This window comes from Streptomyces cyaneofuscatus (assembly GCF_000718135.1).
Classification (GTDB): Bacteria; Actinomycetota; Actinomycetes; order Streptomycetales; family Streptomycetaceae; genus Streptomyces; species Streptomyces cyaneofuscatus.
In genome coordinates this window covers 314,147-336,105 of record NZ_JOEM01000007.1, presented here as the reverse complement: position 1 = coordinate 336,105, position 21,959 = coordinate 314,147, and the positions used below count along the sequence as shown (strand labels likewise).

General features: G+C 71.5%; 4 protein-coding genes. All 4 read right to left on the bottom strand.

The annotated features are described in order from the left end of the window. Nucleotides 1-131: 131 nt before the first annotated feature. The 4 genes from IF17_RS0114055 to IF17_RS0114040 all read right to left on the bottom strand — a co-directional run bounded on the left by IF17_RS0114055 (nucleotide 132) and on the right by IF17_RS0114040 (nucleotide 21,959). On the bottom strand, nucleotides 132-8,156 hold the full coding sequence (locus tag IF17_RS0114055; protein WP_030565666.1) for a non-ribosomal peptide synthetase: 8,025 nt from the start codon (nucleotides 8,154-8,156) through the stop codon (nucleotides 132-134). Between the two features lie 22 nt (nucleotides 8,157-8,178). Next, nucleotides 8,179-18,468 (bottom strand): non-ribosomal peptide synthetase, encoded by a 10,290-nt coding sequence (locus IF17_RS0114050; protein WP_244890476.1) that lies wholly within the window; start codon nucleotides 18,466-18,468, stop codon nucleotides 8,179-8,181. A 7-nt stretch (nucleotides 18,469-18,475) separates the two neighbouring features. Continuing rightward, on the bottom strand, nucleotides 18,476-19,210 hold the full coding sequence (locus IF17_RS0114045; protein ID WP_244890475.1) for a thioesterase II family protein: 735 nt from the start codon (nucleotides 19,208-19,210) through the stop codon (nucleotides 18,476-18,478). Between the two features lie 601 nt (nucleotides 19,211-19,811). Next, a complete protein-coding gene (locus IF17_RS0114040; protein ID WP_030565659.1) occupies nucleotides 19,812-21,959 on the bottom strand; it encodes an iron ABC transporter permease in 2,148 nt (715 codons plus the stop codon).

Here is a 21,959-nt window from a genome sequence, read left to right as displayed (position 1 = left end):
TGATGAGGCATGGGAATTTCTGTGCATCCCTGAGTCGGAGACTGGCCGAATACGTACGTCGTTGGCGCCCCCGGCCGGTGCCGTCGTCGGCGGGACGGCACCGGCCAGGGGGGCGGCGGGGAGGAGGCCGGCTAGCGGCGCGGACCGTCTCCGGTCGGCAGGCCGCAGTAGCGGTCCAGCAGGTGGGCGACCTCGCTGACGTGGGGTGCCCTGAGCATCGTCGCGTGGTCACCCGGGATGTCGACGAAGGTCACCTCGCCCGCCGCGTAGTTCTCCCAGGCCGAGAAGAGGTTCGCCACCTCCGGTGCGTGGTTCTTGGTGCGGAACACATGGACCGGGATGTCCAGCTTCCGCTCGGGCAGGACGACATCCCGCGAATACATCAGCTGATGCATCTGGAGGCGCAGGAACCGGTCCAGATAGTCCTCGCTGAGGAAGGCGGAGACCCGCGGATCGTTCTTCGCCCGGTCGAGAAGAACCTTCTTCGCCTCCTCGTAGGGGAGGTCCTTGAGCTGATCCCGGTCCTGGTCCAGCATGCCGCCGATCCCCATGGCGAGGATGAAGACCCGCGTCTCCTCCTCGGTGAGGTCCGCGTCCGCCACGGGGATGTCGCCCAGATTCGGCGGGGTGTCGAGGATGATGAGCCCCTTCGGCCGCACGCCCCGGTCCAGGAGCCTCGCCGCGAGGTGGAAGGCGATGTGCCCGCCCAGGGAGTGGCCGCCGATGTAGACGCCGTCGCCGGCCACCCCGGCCGCCGAGTCGGAGCAGAACTGCACCATCTCGTCGAACGACGGGTAGACCGGGGACTCCCCGGCACCGAGACCGGGCGCCTCGACGCCGTGGATCTGGCCGAACCCCCGGAGGTGGCGGGCCAGTTCGATGTAGCCGAGGACGGTCCCGCCGGCCGGCGGCGCGAAGACGATGCCCGGCCCGTCGCCGCTGCCGGGGTTGAGCCGTACGAGCTTCGCCGCCGGGTCACCGGCGGACGTGCCGTCCGTCGTCCGCTCGTCGAGCGCCCGCGCCAGGCTGCGGACGTCCGGGTACAGGAACACCTGCTTGGGGTCGACCGGCACGCCTTCGCCGTGGAGCACCGAGACCAGCTTGATGGTCAGCAGCGAATCGCCCCCGAGATCGAAGAAGGACTCGTCGGGGTGGACGCGTTCGCGCCCCAGGACGGAGCGGTAGGCGTCGAGCAACGTCTGTGCCTGCGGGGAGAGTTCGGCAGCGGCCTCAGGTGCCGTGTCCGGTGCCTCCTCGCCGCCGCCGGTGCGCAGCCGCGTGACATCCACCTTGCCGCTGCTCCTGAGCGGCAGCGCGTCGTAGACGTGGACGGCCGAGGGCACCGCGTACGGCGGCACCAGTCGGCGTACCCCCTCCTGGATCTCGGCCACCCGCAGCCCCTCGGCGGCGACATGAGCCGTCAGCGCCCCCGCCGCACCCGGACGCGCGACGACGAAGGCGTCCTTCACCCCGGCCAGCGAGCAGAGCGCGCTCCGTACGGCGTTCAGTTCCACCCGGTGGCCCCGGACCTTCACCTGGCCGTCGCGGCGTCCGTGGTAATGGAGTCGGCCGTCACGGCTCAGGGTGACCCAGTCACCGGTGCGGTAGAGCCGCACACCCGGCAGCGCTTCGGTCTCCACGAAGCGGCGGGCGGCCTCCTCCTCGTTGCCGACGTACCCCAGGGCGAGCCCCTCGCCGCCGACGTACAGCTCACCCAGCACGCCGTACGGGACGAGCGCGCCCGCCTCGTCCAGGGGGAGGGCGATCCGGCCGGGGAACGGGCGCCCGATCGGGAGGGCACCCTCCACGGGCCGGGTCGTCGAGAACGTGGTGGTGAACGTGGTGTTCTCGGTCGGGCCGTAGCCGTTGGTGATACGGAGGTCCGCGCTGTGCTCCAGGACCCGGTTGACGTGGGCGGGTGAGACGACGTCGCCGCCGACGACCAGCTCCCGCAGTCCGTCGAAGAGGGACGCGTCGGCGTCCGTCAGCTGGTGGAACAGGGGCGCGCTCACCCACATGAGGGTGGGACGGCGCACCTCGATCTCCCGCCGGAGCGCACCGACGTCCAGGACGGTGTCCTTCCCGGTGAGGATCAGCGTGCCGCCGTTGAGGAGCGCCGCCCAGATCTCGAAGGTGGACGCGTCGAAGGAGAGCGCGCCGGTCTGCAGCACCCGCACCTGCTCGTCGAGCGTGATCCACCCCGGCTCCCGGACCAGCCCCACCACACTCGCCTGGCTGATGGAGACCCCCTTGGGGAGGCCCGTCGTGCCCGAGGTGAACATGACGTACGCCTCGTCGCCCCCGGTGACGGGGGGTACCTGGCCCTCCGGCTCCCGCTCATGTGACGGGAGGGCTATCGGCTCCCCTACCGGCTCGCCCGACGCGTCGACCGGGGACAGCCCCCGGGCCGAGAGGCGCCAACGGATGCCGCCCGCACGGAGGATGGACGCGGCGACCCCCGAAGGCAGTTCGGGGTCGATCGGAACGTACGCACCGCCGAGCTTCAGGATGCCGAGAATCCCGGTGATCGTGGAGAGGGCCTTCTCGGCGTCGATCGCGACGCGGGCACCGGCGGTGACCCCCTGCTCCCGGAGACGGGCCGCGAGGCACGAACTGCGGGCGTCCAGCTCCCGGTAGGTGATCTCTTCCTCCCCGTGGACCACGGCGGTCCGCTCACCGTGGGCGCGGGCCGTGTCCGCGAACGCGGCGGCGACCGGCCCGGCGGGCGCGCTCCGCCTCGTCCGGTCGGAGAGCCGCACCACCTCCTCCCGCTCCTGAGGCGTCAGGACGCTCAACTCCCGTACCCGCGCGCCGGGATCGTGGGCCATGGAGAACAGGAGCGTACGGAAGTGGGCGCGCCAGCCCTGGACGGTCTCCTCGCGGAAGAGGGAGGTCGCGTACTCGAAGGCCAGGGTCAGCCCGTGGTCCCGCTCGTACGCGTGGAGGGAGAGGTCGAAGCGGGCGATGCGGTGCCGCAGGTCGAGCGGTGTCCGGGCGGCGCCCGCGAACTCCGGGAAGTCCTCCCGGGGAACGTAGTTGAACATGGTCTGGACGATGGGCGGGCGCGAGGTGTCACGGCCTTCGAAGAAGTGGGTGACCATGTGGTCGAAGGGGTAGTCCTGGTGCTCCAGCAGCCCCGTCATGGACCGGTGGACAGCGGCGCACTGATCGCGTACGGAGGCGGAGCCGACCAGGGACACCCGGCAGGGGAGCGTGTTCACCAGCATGCCCACCGCGTCGAGCAGTGCCGGATCGTCCCGCCGCATCGCGGGCATGCCGACGAAGAACTCCCGCTGCCCGCTCAGCCGGGAGAGGAAGACACCGAAGACGGTGGCCACGAAGACCGCGCTCGACACCCCGGCCGAGGCGGCGGCCTCGCCCACCCGGCGCACCTCGTCCCGGTCGAGTTCGAGGAAGAGGGTGTCCCCGGCGTAGGACTGGAGGCGCGGACGGCTGAAGTCCGTGGGCAGCTCCAGCGGTTCGACGTCCTGCTCCAGCACTGTGCGCCAGTGGTCCGCCGCCTTCTCGGAGGCGGCACCGGCCGCGTCCTGCCGCGCCACGGCCCGCGTGATGTCCGCCGGCAGAGCGGCGAGCAGCGGGATGTCCTGCGAGACCAGCGCGTTGTAGACGGTCACCAGGTCACGCATGAAGACGCTCAGCGACCAGCCGTCGGACGTGATGTGGTGGTGCGAGACGACCAGAACATCCCTCTGCGAGGGCAGACTTACCAGGGTGTAGCGGGCCAGCGGCGCCGCTTCGAGGTCGTACTTGTGCGCCAGCTCCCGGTCCAGCGTCTCCCGCAGCACCGCCTCCGCCTCACCGGTCTCCCGGTCCCGCAGGTCCACATGGTCCAGGGCGACGGCGGGCGCCTCGACCAGCCGGCCGCGCGGGGTGCCGTCGACCGTCTCGAAGACCGTACGCAGCGACTCGTGCCGACGGGTGACGTAGACCAGCGCCTTCTCCAGCAGCCGGGGCTCCAGCGCGCCCGCCAACTCCCAGGCCGCCACGATGTTGTAGAGCGCGAGTTCGGGTTCGACGCGCTCGGCGAAGTAGATCCGGCGCTGGGCGCTGGACAGGCCGTCCTCAGCCGTCTCCGCCGTCTCCGCCACCTGTGCCGTCCCTGCCGCCTGCGGTGCCGCTTCAGCGGTGGCACTCGCCGCCGCCTTCTCGTCGATCAGGGAGGCCACGGCGGAGAGGCGGGAGCTCTTGAAGAACTCGTGCAGCGCGACCGTCACACCGAACGCGAGCCGGATGTCGTTGGCCAGCCGGGCTGCCATCAGGGAGTGGCCGCCCAGCATGAAGAAGTCGTCGTCGCGTGCGAGGTTCTCCGTACCGAGGATCTCCTCCCACAGCGCGGCGAGCCGCTGCTCCGTCGCAGTCTCCGGCGGGGCGGCGGTCGTCGTGGAGCCCGCCGTCTGGAGCAGCCGGACCGTGTCGACGTGCCCGTCGCCCTTGCGGGGGATTTGGTCGACCCGTGAGCTGCGCAACGCCGGTCCCAGGTCGGCGAGTTGCCCGGCCTCCAGCTCACTCTCCGCCACGTAGAAGTAGCGGGGCACCAGCTCCCAGCCGGGCTTCCGGCGGACGTGCGAGGCCACATCGGGGTGCGCGCCGTCCAGTCCGATGTACGTGACCGGCTGGTTGCGCCGGACCGCGATGTCCACGGACTCCAGGGCCAGATCGACGTCGAGCGAGAGGAAGCCGCGCCGCTCGGACGGCAGGCCGCCGCCCGCCCCGCCCGACATGCCGGTGCCGGACCACGCGCTCCAGCCGAGGGACATGGCGCGCCGGTACCCCTGCTCCCGCAGGGCCCGCACCGCTGCGTTGAGCGCGCTGTTGGACGCGGAGTACTCCGTGTACCCGGCGCCGCCGAAATAGGCGTTGACCGAGCTGAAGCCGACGAGCAGCGCGTCCTTGGCCAGCTCCCCGGCCAGCGCCGCCATGCCCCGCACCTTCAGGGCCGTGTACCGCGCCAGCCGGCTCCCGTCGAGGCGCGGGGCCCCGTCGAGGCCCTCCAGCGCGTCGTCCTCGCCGAAGTTGCCGAGGCCGGCCAGGTGGAACGCCCCGTCGATGCGCCCGTCCACGGTGGACCGCAGTGCGGTCCGGAGCCGCTCCGGCGCGTCGTCGGACGCGAGGTCCACCGAGACGTAGTCGACCTCGGTGCGGGCCTCCAGGGTGCGCAGGGCGTGGCTGCGGCTCTCGTCGAGCTGCCCGGCCGGCGTGGAGCCGATCAGGACGAGCCGGGCGCCGTACTTCTCGGCGAGGAACCGGGACAGCTCCCGCCCCACACCGCCGAGGCCGCCGGTGACGATGTACCGGCCGCCCTCCTTGATCTCGGCCGCCACCCCGGCGGGGTCGCGCGGAGCGGGCGAGAGTGCCCGTTCCGTACGGGTCCCCGCGCGGTAGGCCACCGCCGGAGCAGGGGCGTACGCCACCAACTCGGCTGCCAGCAAAGCCACGTTGGTCTCGTCTACCACATCGAGGTCGCACCAGACGAGCACCGGTGCACCGGCCTCGGCGTTGACGCTCTGCACATAGCCCTGGAGCGCGCCGAGGTGGGCCCGGGCGCTGTCGTCGTGCGCGCGTCCGCCGACGGTGATCAGGGCGATCCGCAGCCCCTCCAGGCGTCCGGCGGCGGCGCGGTCCCCGATCAGCTTGGTGGTGGCGCCGATCAGCTCGTACACCGCCTGGCTGTCCCACCCGGCCCGGGTCAGCCGCAGGTCGACCACGGCGTCGAGCGTGCCGTCCGGGCGCTCGGCCCCCTCGCCCGCCTGGACGGAGAGCCCCTCCGACAGTACGCGGGTGACCTCGGCCCGGTCCGCCGGCTCACCGCCCACCAGATCGAGCGTCACCGGCTGCCCGTCCACCGCCGGAAGAATGCGCGGCTGCTCGGTCTCGAGGAAGAACCACGGCGGGATGAACGCCGCGCCCGAGCCGCGCGACTGCGCGACCGCGTGGAGCCGCTCGTCCAGCGTGCCGTCCTGGAGGCGGGCGACGAGCTTGCTCCGCTGGATCTTCCCGATGCTCGTCTTGGGGATCTCCTCGGCCGGCAGGGGGATCACATGGCGGGCGGAGAGGCTGAACTCCCGGCGCAGGGTGGCCTGGATGTCCTTGATCTGCCGCAACAGCGCGTCCGGCGAGGTCAGTTCGGAGGTGTAGAAGATCGCGAGGTGATCCGTGACGTCGTCCTCGTCACGGACCGAGCACGCGGCGGCGAAGGACGGCAGGACGCCGTCCACCGTCTCCACCACGGCCTCCAGGTCGACGTTCTGGATGTTGACGCCGTTCACGATGATCAGGTCGGCGCCGCGGCCGGTGAAGGTGACCTTGCGGTCCCGGATGAAGGCCAGGTCCCCGGTGTCGAACCAGGCGTCGTCGCGGAAGAACTTGGCGTTCGCTTCCGGGTTGTTGAAATATTCGACGAGCCGGGTCAGCCCGCGGACCTGGAAGTGGCCCACGTGCCCCTCGTCGACCAGCTCGCCCGCGTCGTCGACGACCCGTACGTCCACCCCCGGGTAGACCCGGCCGCACTCGACGAACCGGCTCAGCGCGGTGGACTCGGACGGAGCGAACTCGATCCCGCCGTCCGGGCGGATCCGGTCGACGTACTGCACGCCGGTGGACTTCCCGTACTCCAGCGCGTCCGAGACCACGACCATGTTGCACGTCTCGGACATGCCCCACTCCGGCTTGATCGCCTGCCGGGGCAGCCCGTACCGCTCGAGCAGGCCCAGAAGCCGCTGGCAGGTGGCGAAGTGGACCTGCTCGCCCGCGTTGATCCAGCGGCGTACGGCCGAGAGCTCCCAGTCGGCTGCCTCACCGCCCGCGACGGTGTCGGCGAGCAGGGCCAGCATGGAATTCGGGCCCCAGGTGATCGTCGCCCGGTGCCGGGTCGCCAGGTCCAGCCAGCGGGTGGGCCGGGCGAGGACGTGGTCGGTGGCCGCGTGGACCTGGGAGGCGTCCAGGTACAGGGGGAGGAGATGGGAGTGGATGAGCCCGACCACGTGCTCGATGGCCAGCCAGTTGAGGAAGACGTCGTCGGCCGCGTAGGCGCTGTGCTGAACCGCCGCCTGCTGTTTGTGCACGATGTTCGCGTGGGACTGCACCACCCCCTTCGGGGTGCCGGTGCTCCCCGAGGTGAAGAGGATCAGCGCGGGCGAGTCCGGGTCGACGTCCACCGCGACGGGCGCGGCGGAGCACTCCTCCGCCTCGGCCAGCGACAGCAGCGACGCGCCCTCCAGCAGGGGCCGGACCGCCTCCACCAGGGCGGGGGATGCCAGGACGCGCGGCTCGCGTGCCGTGGTCCAGATCCGCCGGAGGCTCTCCGCCTCTGCCTTACGCTCCTGGTAGTCCGCCGAGGCCGTCACCGGCACGGCCACCGCCCCGGCCAGCAGCGCACCCCACAGCGCGACGACGAACTCCTCCTGCCCGGCGGCCAGGATGAGGACCCGGTCACCGGCAACGACCCCGTCGCCCCGGAGGAAGGCCGCCACCCGCTCGGACCGCTCCAGCAGCTCGGCGTACGGCAGGAACCTCTCCGTACCGGCGGAGTCGACGAAGTGGCAGCCCCGCCCGGCGCCACTGCCGGCGGCCCGGCGCAGGGTGTCGGTCAGCGTCCGCGCGTCACCCGGTACGGGTAACAGCGGCGGCCCCTGGATGTACGCGGGAACGGCGGGAGCCGCACCGGGTATCCGCCCGTCGCCCTCCCGCTCAGGCGCGGCGGAGGAGGCGGTGTACGCCGGGCGTGCCAGAGGGGCGCCGAAGTCGTACGACTCCCCGTACAGCACGACGCTCTCGCCGAGGCCATGGCTCTCCCGCCATCCGGCCTCCAGCTCCGCCAGCCGCGGTGCGTCCACGAGCGCCGCCTGCCGCAGCGTCGCGTAGTCCACGCCGCCCCGGTCGTCGAGCGGCAGGCAGGACACGGTGACCACGTCGTCCACCGGGAGCCCCGCCAGGCTCTCGACGGTGAGGGCGCGGCCGGACACCGTCCGGACGAAGGCCACGGAACGCGTCGAGCCGCCCGGGGTGCGCAGCTGGACCGCCGCGCACTCCGCCACGTCGGCGACCTCCCGGACACGTGCTTCCACCACGGCGACCGGATAACGGCGCCCCTGGTGGCGAATCAGCTCGGATACGCGATGGGTGGTGCGAATCGGCATGAGAAACCCTGTTTTCCTTGGATCAGTCAAGAAGCTTGATGGAGTCGCGGCTCGTCCACATACCGACATCGCCCGTGGGATAGAGGTACCGGTGGGGCGAGGGGAATCCGGGTTCGGTCTCGCCCTCCGCCATCCACTGCCCCCACTCGCCGTCGACGGGAAGATCGGAGACGGAATCGGCCGCCACATGGATATGACCCGGAACACCGACCGGGCAGGGGCGGGCCTGCTCGTCCAGGACGAAGACCGGGCCGCGGAAGTCCGCGAAGAACCTCTGCTGGTCCTCGTGCTCGGCCTCGACGGTGGGCGCGTTCTGCGAGCTCCGCAGCAGGTCGGCCAGGACCGCCGCGTCCACGCCGTCCACATCGGCCACCAGGCGGTGGCCCGAGGAGACCTGGTGGAGCGCGGTGCGGAACAGCCCCATGAACGCGGAGACCCAGGCCGGCTCGACGACACCGGTCATCGACGAGAACCGGACCGTGAGCCGCTCGCCGGGAATGGCGACGACGGTGAGCGGGTAATTCGTCCGCTCATGGCTCGCGAACGAGCCGATGCCCAGATTCTTCGACCTGAGGAACTCCGGGCCCAGCGGATAGTTCTCCAGGATGAACAGCACATCGAATTGGGCACGGCTCTTCCCCGAACCCGAGCCCGCGCCCCTTTCAGAACCCGCGCTCTCCAGAATGTGGGTGGTCGCCAGGCCGCTGTGTTCGATGGCACCGAACCCATCGGTCTGGATGCGCCCCATGAGGGAGTCGACCGGTTCGTCACCGGCCATCCGGACGCGCATGGGCAGCGTGTTGATGAGCAGCCCCACCACCCGCTCCACATCCGGTACGTCGGGGGAGCGCCCGGACACCGTCACGCCGAAGATCACATCGTCCGCGCCCGACACGATGCGGAGGGTCAGGGCGAGCGCGGTCTGGAGCACGGTGCTCAAGGTGCAGTGGGCGCGGGCGGCGAACTCCCGGACGAGCGTGGTCTCTTCCTCGTCGAGCACGAGGTCCAGCTGCGAGAACCGGTCCTCGTCGGCCGTCGACCGCGCCTCCGGGGGCAGGACCCACGGAGTGGAGTCGGTGAGGTACCGCGACCAGTAGGCGCGGGCCTCGGTGAGATCGAGGTTCCCCAGCCACTCCGCGTAGCTCCGGAAGCTCGGCGCGGGCTCGATCGCGCCGGGCTCCGGCACGCCCGCGTCGTACAGCTCCAGGGTCCTCGCGAGGATCCGGAAGACGCTCCAGCCGTCCAGCGAGATGTGCGGGAAGCTGAAGGCGAAGACGTGCTCGTCGTCGGCGGTACGGACGACGGTGACCCGGAGCAGCGGGCCGGCGGTCAGGTCGAACCCGGTCGCGATGTCGGCGGCGAGGAGGTCGTCCACCGCACGCCGGCGCTCGGCCTCGTCGGCCCGGTCGGTCAGATCCCGGTGGTCGATCCGGAAGCCGGCCGAGCCCAGGACGATCTGCACGGGCCGGGAGAGGTTCTCCCAGCCGTAGACGGTCCGCAGCATCTCGTTCTCGGCGATGACGATGTTCCAGGCCGCCTCGAACGCCGGGAGGTCGAGGGAGCCGTGGAGGGTGGTGACGACCTGGCCGAAGTAGTCACTGCCGCCTGGGTGCATCAACTCGTGGTAAAGCAAACCCTCCTGAGTAGGCGTCAGTGACAGGATGTGCTGGACGTCGTCGTCCCCGTACGCCGTGAGGACGGCCTCCCGGTCGGCGGCCGGCAGCGCGGCCGACTCCTTCGCCGCGGGAGCGGGAGCGGGGGCGCCGTCGAGCCCCTCCGCGAGCGCCAGCAGATTCCGCTCGTACGCCTCCAGCAGCCTCACTACCTCGGGAGAGTCCGCAAAGGCGCGGTCCACCCGCATCGAGACCTTGAGGTCGTCGCCGTACTTGAAGAGGTTGAACTCGATGGCGCACTCACGCCGTGAGGCCCCCGAGCGGAAGTCCCCGTACGCCGAACTCGCCAGCTCCATCCCGCTGGGCATGGCCCCGAGGTAGTTGAAGGCGACCGGCACGGCGGAGACCAGGGGCGGCACGGAGTGGTCCAGGTAGGCGAGGACGCCGTAGTCGTCCCCGCCGCCGGGTATCGCCCTCAACTCCTCCCGTACGGCCTGGACATCGGCGACCGGGGTGGCGCCGTCGCCCGCACCGCGCAGGACGGCCGGGTACATGCTGGTGAACCAGCCCACCGTCCCGGAGATGTCCGGCGAGCCGGGGGAGTCCGACCGTCCGTGGCCCTCCAGCAGGACGGGGAACTCCGGCTCGGCGAACGCCTCGCGGTACGCCCGGGTGAGCGTGGCGAGCAGGGCGTGCTGCAGCTCGGCGCCCGCGACGGACGCCCCGATCCGGGCGAGGCGGCCCGTGACCTCGGCGCTCACACCGAACTCCCGGTCCACCGTGCCGGACTCCGTGAGCGCGGTCGGCGCGAAGGGGCTCCGGATCTTCGAGGCGACCTCGGTCCAGTAGGGGATCTGCCCCTGGACCTCGGGTGAGGCGACCCGCTGGTGCGTGGCCGCGATCCAGGACGAGAAGGTGGCCGCGACGGGAGGCAGCCGCAGCTCCGCCGGGGCTTCGCGCAGGGCCGTGCGGATGTCGCGGGCCAGGATGCGCAGGGAGACGCCGTCGCTGACGAGGTGGTGCAGGGCGAGGACGAGCTTCACCTCCGCCCCGGCGTTCACCTTCCCCGCCAGCAGCATCCGGCCCTCGCCGACGCTGAGTGCCCGCTGCATCGCCGTCAACTGCGGCTGGATGTCCGCGACCTGCTCGGTGGTCCACTCGCGGACCGGGATGTCATGGGCGGGCAGCCCCTCCTGGTAGTGCCAGGTGACCCCCTCCCGCCAGAACCGCGCCCGCAGCGCCGGGTGCTGTTCCTGGACCGCCCGGAGGGCCTGCGCGATGCGGGGCAGCGGGTAGTCCTCGTCCAGATCCAGGACGAGCGGCAGATTCCAGTGGTCGAGCCAGTCGTCGTTGCCGAGCGTCTCGAAGAACCACGCGTGTACGGGGGCGAGTTCGGCCGTCCCCGCTCGCTCGACGGTGTTCACCGACGGGTCCGTCGGCGCGTGCGGCGCACTCGGCACCATCAGCGCCGCCAGGCGGCGGATCGACTGGTTCTCGAAGACCTCCTTCGCGGAGACCTGGTACCCGGAGCCGCGGAGCCGGTTGGTCATCTGGATGACCTGGATGGAGTCCCCGCCAAGGCTGAAGAAGTTGTCGTCCGCCCCGAACGTGTCGAAGCCGAGGAGATCGGCCCAGATGCGCCGCAGCTCGTTCGCCTGGGGACTCAGACCCTCGTCCGCCGGTCCGTCCCCGCCCGCGCCGCCGCCCGTCCCGCCGGCGGCGATCTCGATGCCGGAGAGCCGGCGCCGGTCGACCTTGCCGTTCCGGTCGAGCGGGAGCCGGTCGAGCCGGACGAAGACGGCGGGGACCATGTAGTCGGGGAGCAGCCGCTCCAGATCGGCCCGGATGTCCGCGTCGCCGTCGGCCGTGTAGAACGCGACGAGCCGCAGGGTGCCGCCCTCCGGCGTACGCGCCTCGATCACCACGTCCCGTACGTACTCCAGCGAACGGACGGCGAGCTCGATCTCCGACAGCTCCACCCGGTAGCCGCGGACCTTCACCTGGTGGTCCACGCGCCCGATGAACTCGAGGTCCAGCTCGTCGTTGAGCCGGACCAGGTCACCGGTCCGGTACATCCGGCCGCCCTCGGCGAACGGGTCGTCGAGGAAGGCGGCCGCCGTCAGGTCGTCCCGGTTCACATAGCCGAGCGCCACGCCCCGCCCGCCGACATGGAGTTCGCCGGGGACCCCGATGGGCTGGAGCCGGCCGGTGCCGCTCAGGACGTACGCGGAGGAGTGGCCGATGGGTCGGCCGATGGGGATCGCCCGGTCGGCCGGAACGTCGTCGGGGATGCGGTACGTCGTGGAGAAGGTGGTGTTCTCGGTCGGCCCGTACCCGTTGATGATCCGGATGCCGGGGCACGCCTCGACGACCGCCCTGATCTGCCGGGGCGGCAGCACGTCACCGCCCACGAGGAGCTGCCGCAGCGTCCCGAAGACACCGGGGTCGGAGTCCACGATCTGGCTGAACAGCGGGGCGCTCATCCACATGACCGTCGCCCCCGAAGCGTCGATCGCCTCGCGCAGCGCGGTGATGTCCAGCAGCACGTGCTCGTCGACCAGGTGGAGCGCCACCCCGTTCAGCAGTGCGCCCCAGACCTCCAGCGTGGACGCGTCGAAGGTCAGCGACCCCGTCTGCAACACCACGTCCCCTGGGCCGAGTTCGACGAAGTCCGGTTGGTGCGCCAGCCGGAGGACGTTCTCCACGGAGACGGCCACCCCCTTGGGCCGGCCAGTGCTGCCCGAGGTGTACATGATGTACGCCGGGGTCGACGCGGCGTCCGTCTCGTGCCACGCGGGCCCGGAGTCGGGCGCCGCGGCGTCGTAGACCGCGAGAGGCAACTGGAGTACGTCACCGAGAGGTTCGGCCGCGGCGTCGTCGAGCAGGACCAGGGCCTCGGAGTCGGAGAGCACCAGCTTTCGGCGCTCCTCCGGGTCGGAGGGCCGTACGGGCACATAGGCCGCGCCGAGCCGGGCGACCGCGATCATGGCGATCACCACATGCGGGGAGCGGCGGGCCGTGATCCCGACCCGGCTGCCGGGGACGACACCCTCGGCCCGCAGATACGCGGCGTAGGCGGCGGACCGGTCCCAGAGCTCGGCGAAGGTGTACGACTCCGCCCCCATGACCAGCGCCGGACGGTCGGCCCGCTCCCGCGCCACGGCGGACAGCACCGCCGGGATCGACGACGGCAGGGGTGCGTCGAGAGGTCCGTTGACCGAGAGGATGCGCTCCCGCTCGGCCTCGGGCACGATGTCGATGTGCCCGACCTCCGGGTCCAGCAGTCCGGGGAGATCGCGGAGAACCGTGTGGTACGCCTCCACCCAGCGCGCGACGTCCTGCCGGGGGAAGAGGTCGCGACGGTACTCGAAGACGAGGTCGAGATCCCCGTCCCGTTCGAACGCCTGGATGGACAGGTCGAACTTCGCGGTGTCGCTCTCCCAGATCTTCAGCCGCCAGTCGGCCCGCGGCGTGCTGAGCCGCTCGATCTGGGCGTTCTGCAGCACGAACAGCACCTGGAACAACGGGTTCTTGTTGTGCGCCCGCTCGGGCTGCAACGCCTGCACCAACGAGTCGAACTGCACGTCCTGGTGGTCGTGGAGGCCGATCACCTTCCGCTTGACCTGCTGGACCAGGGCGGAGAAGGGCTCGGCGTCGTCGATCCGGATGTCGAGCGGCAGGGTGTTGGCCAGGAACCCGACCATGTCGGAGGTGTTCCCCCGGCCGCGGTTGGCGATCAGCGTTCCCAGCCGCACATGGTGACTGAGCGTCAGGCGCTGGTGGAGCACCGCGTAGGCCGCGAGCAGCAGGACGTACAGGGAGACGTCATGGTCGCGCGCGAGCTTGCGCAGACCACGCAGCACCTCGGGGCCCACGGTGGACTCATGGTGTTCGCCGTCGGAGGTCGGCGCCTCCGTCGCATTCGCGCGGGCCGGCAGCTCGGCGGGAACGGTGACCTGCCCCAGCTCGTCCGTCCAGTACGCCAACTGCTCCTGGTGGCCCGCGGAGTTCTCGTACGCGGTGACGTCGGCGACGTACCGTCCGTAGAGCCCCCTGACCGGCGCCAGCTTTGGCGCGCCGTGTTCCAGGAGGTCGTCGTGGATCGCGGCGAGGTCGGAGAGGATCACCCCCATCGACCAGCCGTCCGAGACGATGTGATGGATGGTCAGCACGAGGGTGACCCGGTCGTCCGCGCTCGTGACGATGGCGGCACGCAGCGGAAGTTGGCTCAGAAGGTCGAACGGGGTGGCGGCCGAGGCCGCGATGATCCCGTCCAGCCGGCGGGCCCGGTCGCTCTCGGGGAGGTCACGCAGATCGTGCTCGTCGAAGGCCAGGTCCACCTCCTCGATCGGGACGGGGCGCTGCCAGAAGGAGCCGGACGCGTCCTCGCGGAACCGGACGCGCAAGGCCTCGTGCCGGTCGACGAGCGTCATGAGCGCCGTCTTGAGCAGGGGGCGGACCACCCCGCCCGACACCTCGATGGAGACGGTGTTGTTGTAGTAGGGGCTCGCCGGGTCGGCCTGGAACAGGAACCAGAGCCGGCGCTGCTGCGGGGTGAGGGGGACCTCGGCCGTCGCGTCGACCTTCGGCGAGGGCCGGGCCGGGGCCTGAGGGGTGGTGCTCCCGGCCGCCTGCCCGGCGAGGTGGCGGATCGTCGGTTCCTTGTAGAACTCCTCGTGCGAGACCACGGCCACCCCGTCGTCCCGGAGCTTCGCGAGGAGCTGGATGGTGGCGATCGAGTCGGCACCCAGGTCGAACAGGTTCTCCGTGACCCCGATGGTCCCGACCCGGAACACCGCCCGGCAGATGTCGCGTATGCGCTCCTCGGTGGCATTGCGGGGCGGCTCGACCGTCACCGCGCCGCGCAGCACGTCGAGCCGGTCCAGCACCATGTCCCGGTCCACGAGGCCGTTGCGGTCCACGGGGAGCTCGTCGAGGATCTCGTACCGGAGCCGCGCACCGCCGAGGTGGTCGCGGACGGTGTCCTCGACGGCGTCGGCCCGTGGTGCGAAGAGCCGCTCGAAGTCACCGAAGTCGGTGACGACACAAGCGGGTTCGGGCGGCGTGCCGTCGCTCCCGGCCGTCAGGCCGTGGGGGAGACGCGAGCCGTCCACACCGATGTAGACGGCCGGGCGGTCGGTGCGGAGCGCGTCGAGGAGGGCGCCGAGCCCCTGGAGCGGCTCGATGGTCTCGATGCCACGCCGGTGCAGGGACCGGTTCACCTTCAGATCGCGGCTCATGCCCGTCTCGTCCCAGACGCCCCACGCCACGGAGGTGGCGCGCACACCCTGGGAGCGGAGGTGGGCCGAGTAGTGCCCGGCGAAGTCCGACGCGGCGACGTACGCGGAGACGGTCGCCCCCGGTGCGAGGCTCCGCGCACTGGCGAAGGTGACGAGGAAGGCGTCCCGGTGCTCCTGGGCGAGCAGACCGCCCAGATGGTGGAGACCGGCCACCTTCGGCCTGAAGACCTCCGTGAGCTCCTCGGTCGACTGATCGCCCACCAGCGCCTCGTGGACCATGCCGGCCAGGTGGAAGACGCCGTGGAGCGCGAGACCGGACGAGGCGGCGTGGTGCCGGAGTGTCTCCCGCAGCTGGACAGGGTCCTGGAGATCGGAGCGCGCGTACGTGAACGTCCCGCCGTGCTCGCCCGCGATCGCCTCGAACGCGCTGACCTGGTCCTGGACCGCGGCCTCGTCGCGCCGGCCGAGTACGAGCACGTTCCGCCGGAAGCGGCGGAGGAGCAGGGCGACGAGGATCTTCCCGATCCCGCCGAGCCCGCCGGTGACGACGAGGAAGCCGTCCTGCCCGTCCAGCGAGGTGCCGGTCGCCGGGAGCGTCAGCGGTTCGACCGCCTGCTTCTGGCGCAGGCCGTCGACGTAGGCCACGGAGAGGCCGTCGTGCGGCTGGGAGGCCTCGCGCTCGAAGAGTGCGGCGAGCCTGTCGTTCGCGCCGGAGAGATCGATGTGCGTCAGTGCGTGCCCCTCGGCCACCGCGCTCCGGACGAACCCGGCGATCGGCGCGGAGCCGTAGCCCGGGTTGGCCGGGAGGACGCCGAGCGCGTCACGGGTGAAGACGGCCCCGTACGAGATGGCGACACCGGCCGCCGGGAGCTCACGCAGCAGGTTCTGCACACTGAACACCCCACGGGCCTGTGCGCCGAGGATGCCCCCGGACCCCGTGGCCTGCGTCAGCGGGCTCAGCGCCCACAGATGCGCGATCTCCAGGGACTCGATGCCCGCACCCCGCAGGGCCGCGCCGAGCTGTGCGTACGCCTCCGAGGAGCCGGGATCGACCTCGGCGGTCAGGACGCCGGGGAGGCCGCCGCTCTCCAGCCGCACCTCGCCAGCCGCGTCCGCCGGGCGTACCCACACGACCCGCCGGCCCTCGGAGCCGAGGAACCCCGTCAGGGCGTCCTCGTCGTCCGCGAAGACCGCGAGAGCCGGGGCGGGCCGCTGCCGGGCGGGGAGCCCCTCCGCGTCGGCCCGGACGAGCGTGTCGGCGTAGACGCCTATGGGGCGCGGCGGGGCGAGGTCGACCCCATCGGCCGTGACGCCGCCGAGCAGAGCTTCGAGCAGTTCCGCGTCGGGGCGTGCGGCGATCCCGTCGACGAAGGCGACCTCGTGGTGGACGATGCCGTTCGCCTTCACGGCGCGGACCGCACGCTCGTGGACGGCCGCCCGGTAGTCGGCGTGCCCGGAGCGCGGCTCGATCGCGACGACCGCGCCCGGCATGCCGGGCAGCAGCACATCGCCCGTCCACACCCGCGAACCCACCACGCCCGGCAGCGCGTTCACCGCCGTTTCCAGCTCGGTGCTGCGGACCCATCCCGATCCGAGGCCACCCAGGGCGATCCGGCCGGTCGTCCCGGCACCCGGAGCGGTCCGGGTGCAACCGAGCTCCTTCGCGGAGGCCGTGAGGTAGCGGCCGGGACCGATCAGCGGCCGCAGCGCGTCCGCGAGGAGCGCCCGGCGCCGCTCGTCGCCGTCCTGCCCGGCCGTACGGTCGGCGAACAGGCCGTCCCGGTAGGCCGCACCGAGCTTGGCCCGTTGGATCTTGCCCAGGTTCGTCTTGGGGATGTCCTCCCGGCGCACGGGGATGACCGCGTGCAGCCTGATCCCGATCCTGCGCAGCACATGGGCGCGGATGGCGTCCGTCACCGGCTCGTCCGTCACCGGCTCGGCCGTCCGCCCGGCGCGGGGCACGAAGAAGACGACGGCCTGCTCCTCACCCGTCGCGGGGTCGGTGTGGGCCCAGGCGGCCGTGAAACTCGTCTCCACGGCCGGGAGTTCCTCGATCGCCGCCTCGACCTCGGAGAGGTCGAAGTTGAGACCGTTCACGATCAGGATCTGCTTGGCCCGCCCGGTCATGGTGACCACACCGTCGCGGACATGGGCGAGGTCGCCGGTCCTGAACCACCCGTCGGGAGTGAAGCTCTCCTCGTTGGCGGTGGGGTGGTGGAGGTACCCCCGCGTCACACACTCCCCGCGGACCAGGAGATGCCCGACCTGCCCCTGGGGCACCGCCGCGCCGTCATCGTCGGCGACGAGCACCTCCAGGCCCGGGATCGGACGGCCCAGCGGGACGAATTTCGGTACGCGCCCGGCGTCTTCCGCGTCCCCCGGGGTGGCCGGCCCCTCGGTCACCGGGACGAACTCCCGGTTGTAGAAGACCCCGGAGCAGGTCTCGGCCATGCCCCACACCGGCACGAAGACATCCGGACGCAGCCCGAACTCGGCCAGCTGGGTGGTGAGTTGTGCGATGGCGCGGGCGTTGAGCATCTCGCCGGCATTGATGGACTCGCGAAGGCAGGACAGATCCCACGACGCGTGTTCCCGTCCCGGCACGAGATTGCCGAGCAGGGAGTAGGCGAACTGCGGTGCCCACGTGTAATTGACCCGGTACTTGTCGATGAGATCGAGCCACACCAGCGGATCGGCCAGAATGTGTCCGGGCGCGACCTGGACCTGTTCGCTGAGCCGGCAGACGCCCCGCAGATGCGACATGAGAATGCCCGCCGCATGTTCCAGCGGCATCCAATTGAGCTGGACGTCCCTGCCGCCGCCGTCGCTCTGCATGACGCCGGCTTCCCGGGCCAGGATCGCCCCGTGCGTCTGCACGGCACCCTTGGGTGCTCCGGTGCTCCCGGAGGTGAAGAAGATGACCGCCGCCCCATCGGGCTCCGCGGCCTGCACACCGGACGTGCCGCCCGCGCTCGGCAGCTCCGTGTCCCGGGGAAGGACGATGACCGCGTCGCGCTCGACACCGGCATCGGAGATGACCGGAAGATAGGCCTCGGCCAGTCCCGGGCCGACGATCACCCGGCCGGACCCCAGCGTGGCGAGAACCCGGGAGACGCTCTCCAGATTGTCCCGGTCGACGATATTCGGAACACTCAGCGGAACGACGACGACTCCGGCATGGACGGCCGCCCAGAAAACCCGCAGATATTCATGCGCGTTGTTCAGCTGGAGAATCAGGTTCTCGCCTGCGCGCAGGCCGGTCTCTTCCGTCAGCCACCAGGAGAGCCGTAATGCGTCCTCGTACAGGGCGCCGTAGGTGGTGACATCGTACGAACCGTCGGCGTCGTACAGGTGAATTTTCGTGCCGGGCGCTTGTGCGGCGGCTTCTTCCAATGCTCCGAAGACGGTCTTCCAGCGGGGTGGGGAAACCACCTCACCGCCCGAGACGTACGAAGTCACTCCAGCGTCATCCCTGGAAGGAGACACCATCTTTCTCCAGCCCCCTCTTCGACTTTTCCACGATCAATTGAATGATGCTCTGCAGGTTCTCGTCGACAAAGAAATGGCCCCCGGCGTAGGAATGGAATTCCACGCCGGACACGGTGAGCGCCTCCCAGACGCCGGGTGGATCCTGTTGCGCGGCGGCGTCGTCCTTGCCGTTGAGAATCACCAGGGGACTCCGGACGGGAACGCGCTCGTCGATCGACCTCGCACCGTCCTCCAGCAGATGGAAATCCGCCCGGATGATCGGCAGGAACAGCGTGCGCATGAGCTCATGACCGGCGACGGCCTGCGGGAGGCCGCCGTACGCGTCGAGCCCGGCGATGAGCTCCTGATCGCTCAGCTCGCGGGCGGGCCTGCTCAGGACGTTGTGGTAGGCCGGCGTGCCCCGTCCCGAGAGGAACAACCGATCGGCCCGGACCCCCAGGGACTCCAGACGCCTTTCGAGCTCCAGCGCGATGTAGGCGCCCATGCTGTGGCCGAAGATCGCAAAAGAATCTCCTGGTTCCAGTACCGAGACGGCTCGGCGGGTGAGGTCGTCGAGGGCTTCGGCGAAAGACGCGTAAAACCCGTGGGACATTCGGTCGCCACGTCCGTCGAGCTCCAGCGGGACAATGTCGATGTGCGGCGGGACCAGGGAGGTCCACCGGTGGTATCGACTCGCGGTACCCCCGGCATGGGGCAGGCAGAGAAGTTTCACCGGTACGGCCGGACTTTCTGGGTGTCACGCTCTCGCTCACGAAAGGGACACGGACGTTCCGTGCGCAACACTCCCACGGCGGACCAGTTGAAATGTGAACGGTCTGCGAAGTTATTCATAACTCGCATGGAGGCCCCCCTGCCACCAGCATCCCCCTGCAACGGCTTGAGCGGCACGCTAGCAGAGCCCGGAGAGGAATCGCCAGGTCCGCAGGGAGCGCGTGGGGTCTTTGGGGCTTTCTCCCGGCAGGCGGGTGCTCATACAGATGTAACCGGAATTGAGTTACCGGGCGGTACGCCGCGCCGGAAGTTCTGCCGGTTAGTTTCTGCCCGGTTGATATGGGGCTGACGGGGAGTCACCGGCTATGCCGATGGCTCGTCGGCCTGCGGGGCGGAATTGCCCGCAGGCCGGTCGGGGCGCACCGGGGCGAAAGGCCCCCGGGCGCGGCGGTCCGGCCGGTCGGGCCGCCCCGCCGCACCCGCTCGCCGACCGGGCACGGACGCCCCCCGGAACTTCCGGCGCGCGCGACCGGTCGACTACGGGCAGTAGTCGGCGCGCGGTGATCTTCCGGCCGCCTCCGCCGGCCGGTCGCCGGTCGCCCTCATCCCTCGCTGCGGGACCGCCAGAGCAGCCAGATGAAGTACGGCGCCCCGATCACCGCGGTCAGCAGGCCCACCGGGATCTGGGCCGGGGCGATCACCGTGCGGCCCACCGTGTCGGAGACCACCACCAGCAGCGCCCCGAGCAGCGCGCTCACCGGGACGACCCGCACATGCCGCCGTCCCACCAGAGCCCGGGCCGCGTGCGGTGCGACGAGCCCGACGAAGCCGATCACGCCGACCGCCGCCACCGCCCCGGCGGTCAGGACGACAGCGATGGACAGCAGCCCCAGCCGGGTGGTGCCCAGGCGGACCCCGAGCAGCCGGGGTGTATCGCCGTCCAGCCCGATGAGATCGAGGTCCCGGCGCATCACCGCCAGCACCGGAAGGGCTGCGGCCAGCGCCACCAGCACCGGGATCAGCTCCGGGAACGTACGCCCGTACGTCGACCCGCCCAGCCACGCCAGCGCCTTGGTCGCGTTGTACGGGTCCGTGAGCACGATCAGCAGGCTGACGAACGCACCGCCGCCCGCCTGGACCCCGATACCGATCAGCACCAGGCGGTTCTGCTCCAGCCCACGCCGTGCGGCCAGACCGAAGACCAGCGCGGCGGCGGCCGCCGCACCGGCCAGCGCGGAGCCGCCGATCAGCCAGAAACTCGCCAGCGGTACGACGGTGAGGACGGCGACCGCCCCGACCCCCGCCCCGCTGACGACGCCGAGGACACCCGGCTCCGCGAGCGGGTTGCGCGACACCGCCTGGACGACGGCGCCCGCCACGGCCAGCGCCGCACCGGCCAGCAGGGCGGCGGCGACCCGGGGGACGCGGGTGTCGAGAACGTACGTCGTGAACTGCCCGGACCGGCCCGCGAGCCAGTTGACCACATCGCCCAGGAGCAGCGTGGCATCGCCGAGGAGCGTCGCCGCCACCACCGCACCGAGCAGCCCCACGGCCGTCACCGCCAGAGTGACGACGAAGGCGCGGCGGCTGCGCATGCGGGCGAACGCCGTCGAGCCGCCGTCCGTGCCCAGGTCGCGCGACCGGTAGGCCAGGAAGACCAGGACGAGCGCGCCGAAGCAGGTCGTGACGATCCCGGTGGGCACCTCGGCCCCCGCCTGCGCGCCGAACACCGCACGCAGCAGCACATCCGCGCCGAGCACCACGAGCACGCCCGCGAGCGCCGACGCCGGGATGAACGCGTGGTGCCGGACCAGGACCGGCACCCACGTACCGAGCAGGCGGACCACGGCCGGAGCGCACAGCCCGACGAAGCCGATCGGCCCCGCCACCGTCACGGCGACCGCCGCAAGCAGCACGGCGAGGACCACGACGACGGAGCGGGTCAGCCGCGGACTGACGCCCACGACCGCGGCGCCGTCGTCCCCGAGGGCGAGGATGTCCAGCCGCCGGCCCATCAGCATCAGCCCGGCGAACGCCACGAGGGCGACGGGGGCGAGCCGGTCGATGGACTGCATGCCGATCTGGGCGAGCGAGCCGTTGCCCCAGGCGAAGAGACCGGTCGTCTGCTGGGAGCGCAGGAGCAGGAGCATCCCGCTCAGCCCGGACAGCGCGAGGGTGAGCGCGGAGCCCGCGAGCACCAGCCGGATCGGACCGGCCCCCGCCCGTGACAGACCGAGGACGACGCCCGCCGCGAGGAGCCCGCCGAGGAACGCCGTACCGCCCGCCGGGAGCGCGGGCAGCGTGATGCCGAACGCGGCGACGGCGACGACCGCGAGGTACGCCCCCGCGTTGACGGCGAGGGTGTCGGGCGAGGCCAGCATGTTGCGCGACACCGACTGGAGGGCCGCGCCCGCCGCGCCGAGCGCGCAGCCGACGAGGAGCCCCGCCGCGAGCCTGGGCAGCCGGGAGTCCAGGACGACGGCGGCGCTCTGCTCGTCGGCGGTCCGGTCGGAGGCCGGACCGGTGACCAACTGCCAGAGCGTGTGCAGGTCGACGGCGGCCGTGCCCTGGCTCAGGTGGACGACTGCGAGGGCGCCGAGGGCCAGCAGCGCGGCGAGCGCGAGGAGGAGCATGCGGCCGCGGCGGGCCGGGCGGCCGGGCGCGGCCGGGGACGGTGCCCCGGCCGGACCGGCCGCGCCCGCCGCCGTCTTCACGGGGGCGGGCGGGGCGGGAGTGGTGCGGGTGCTCAT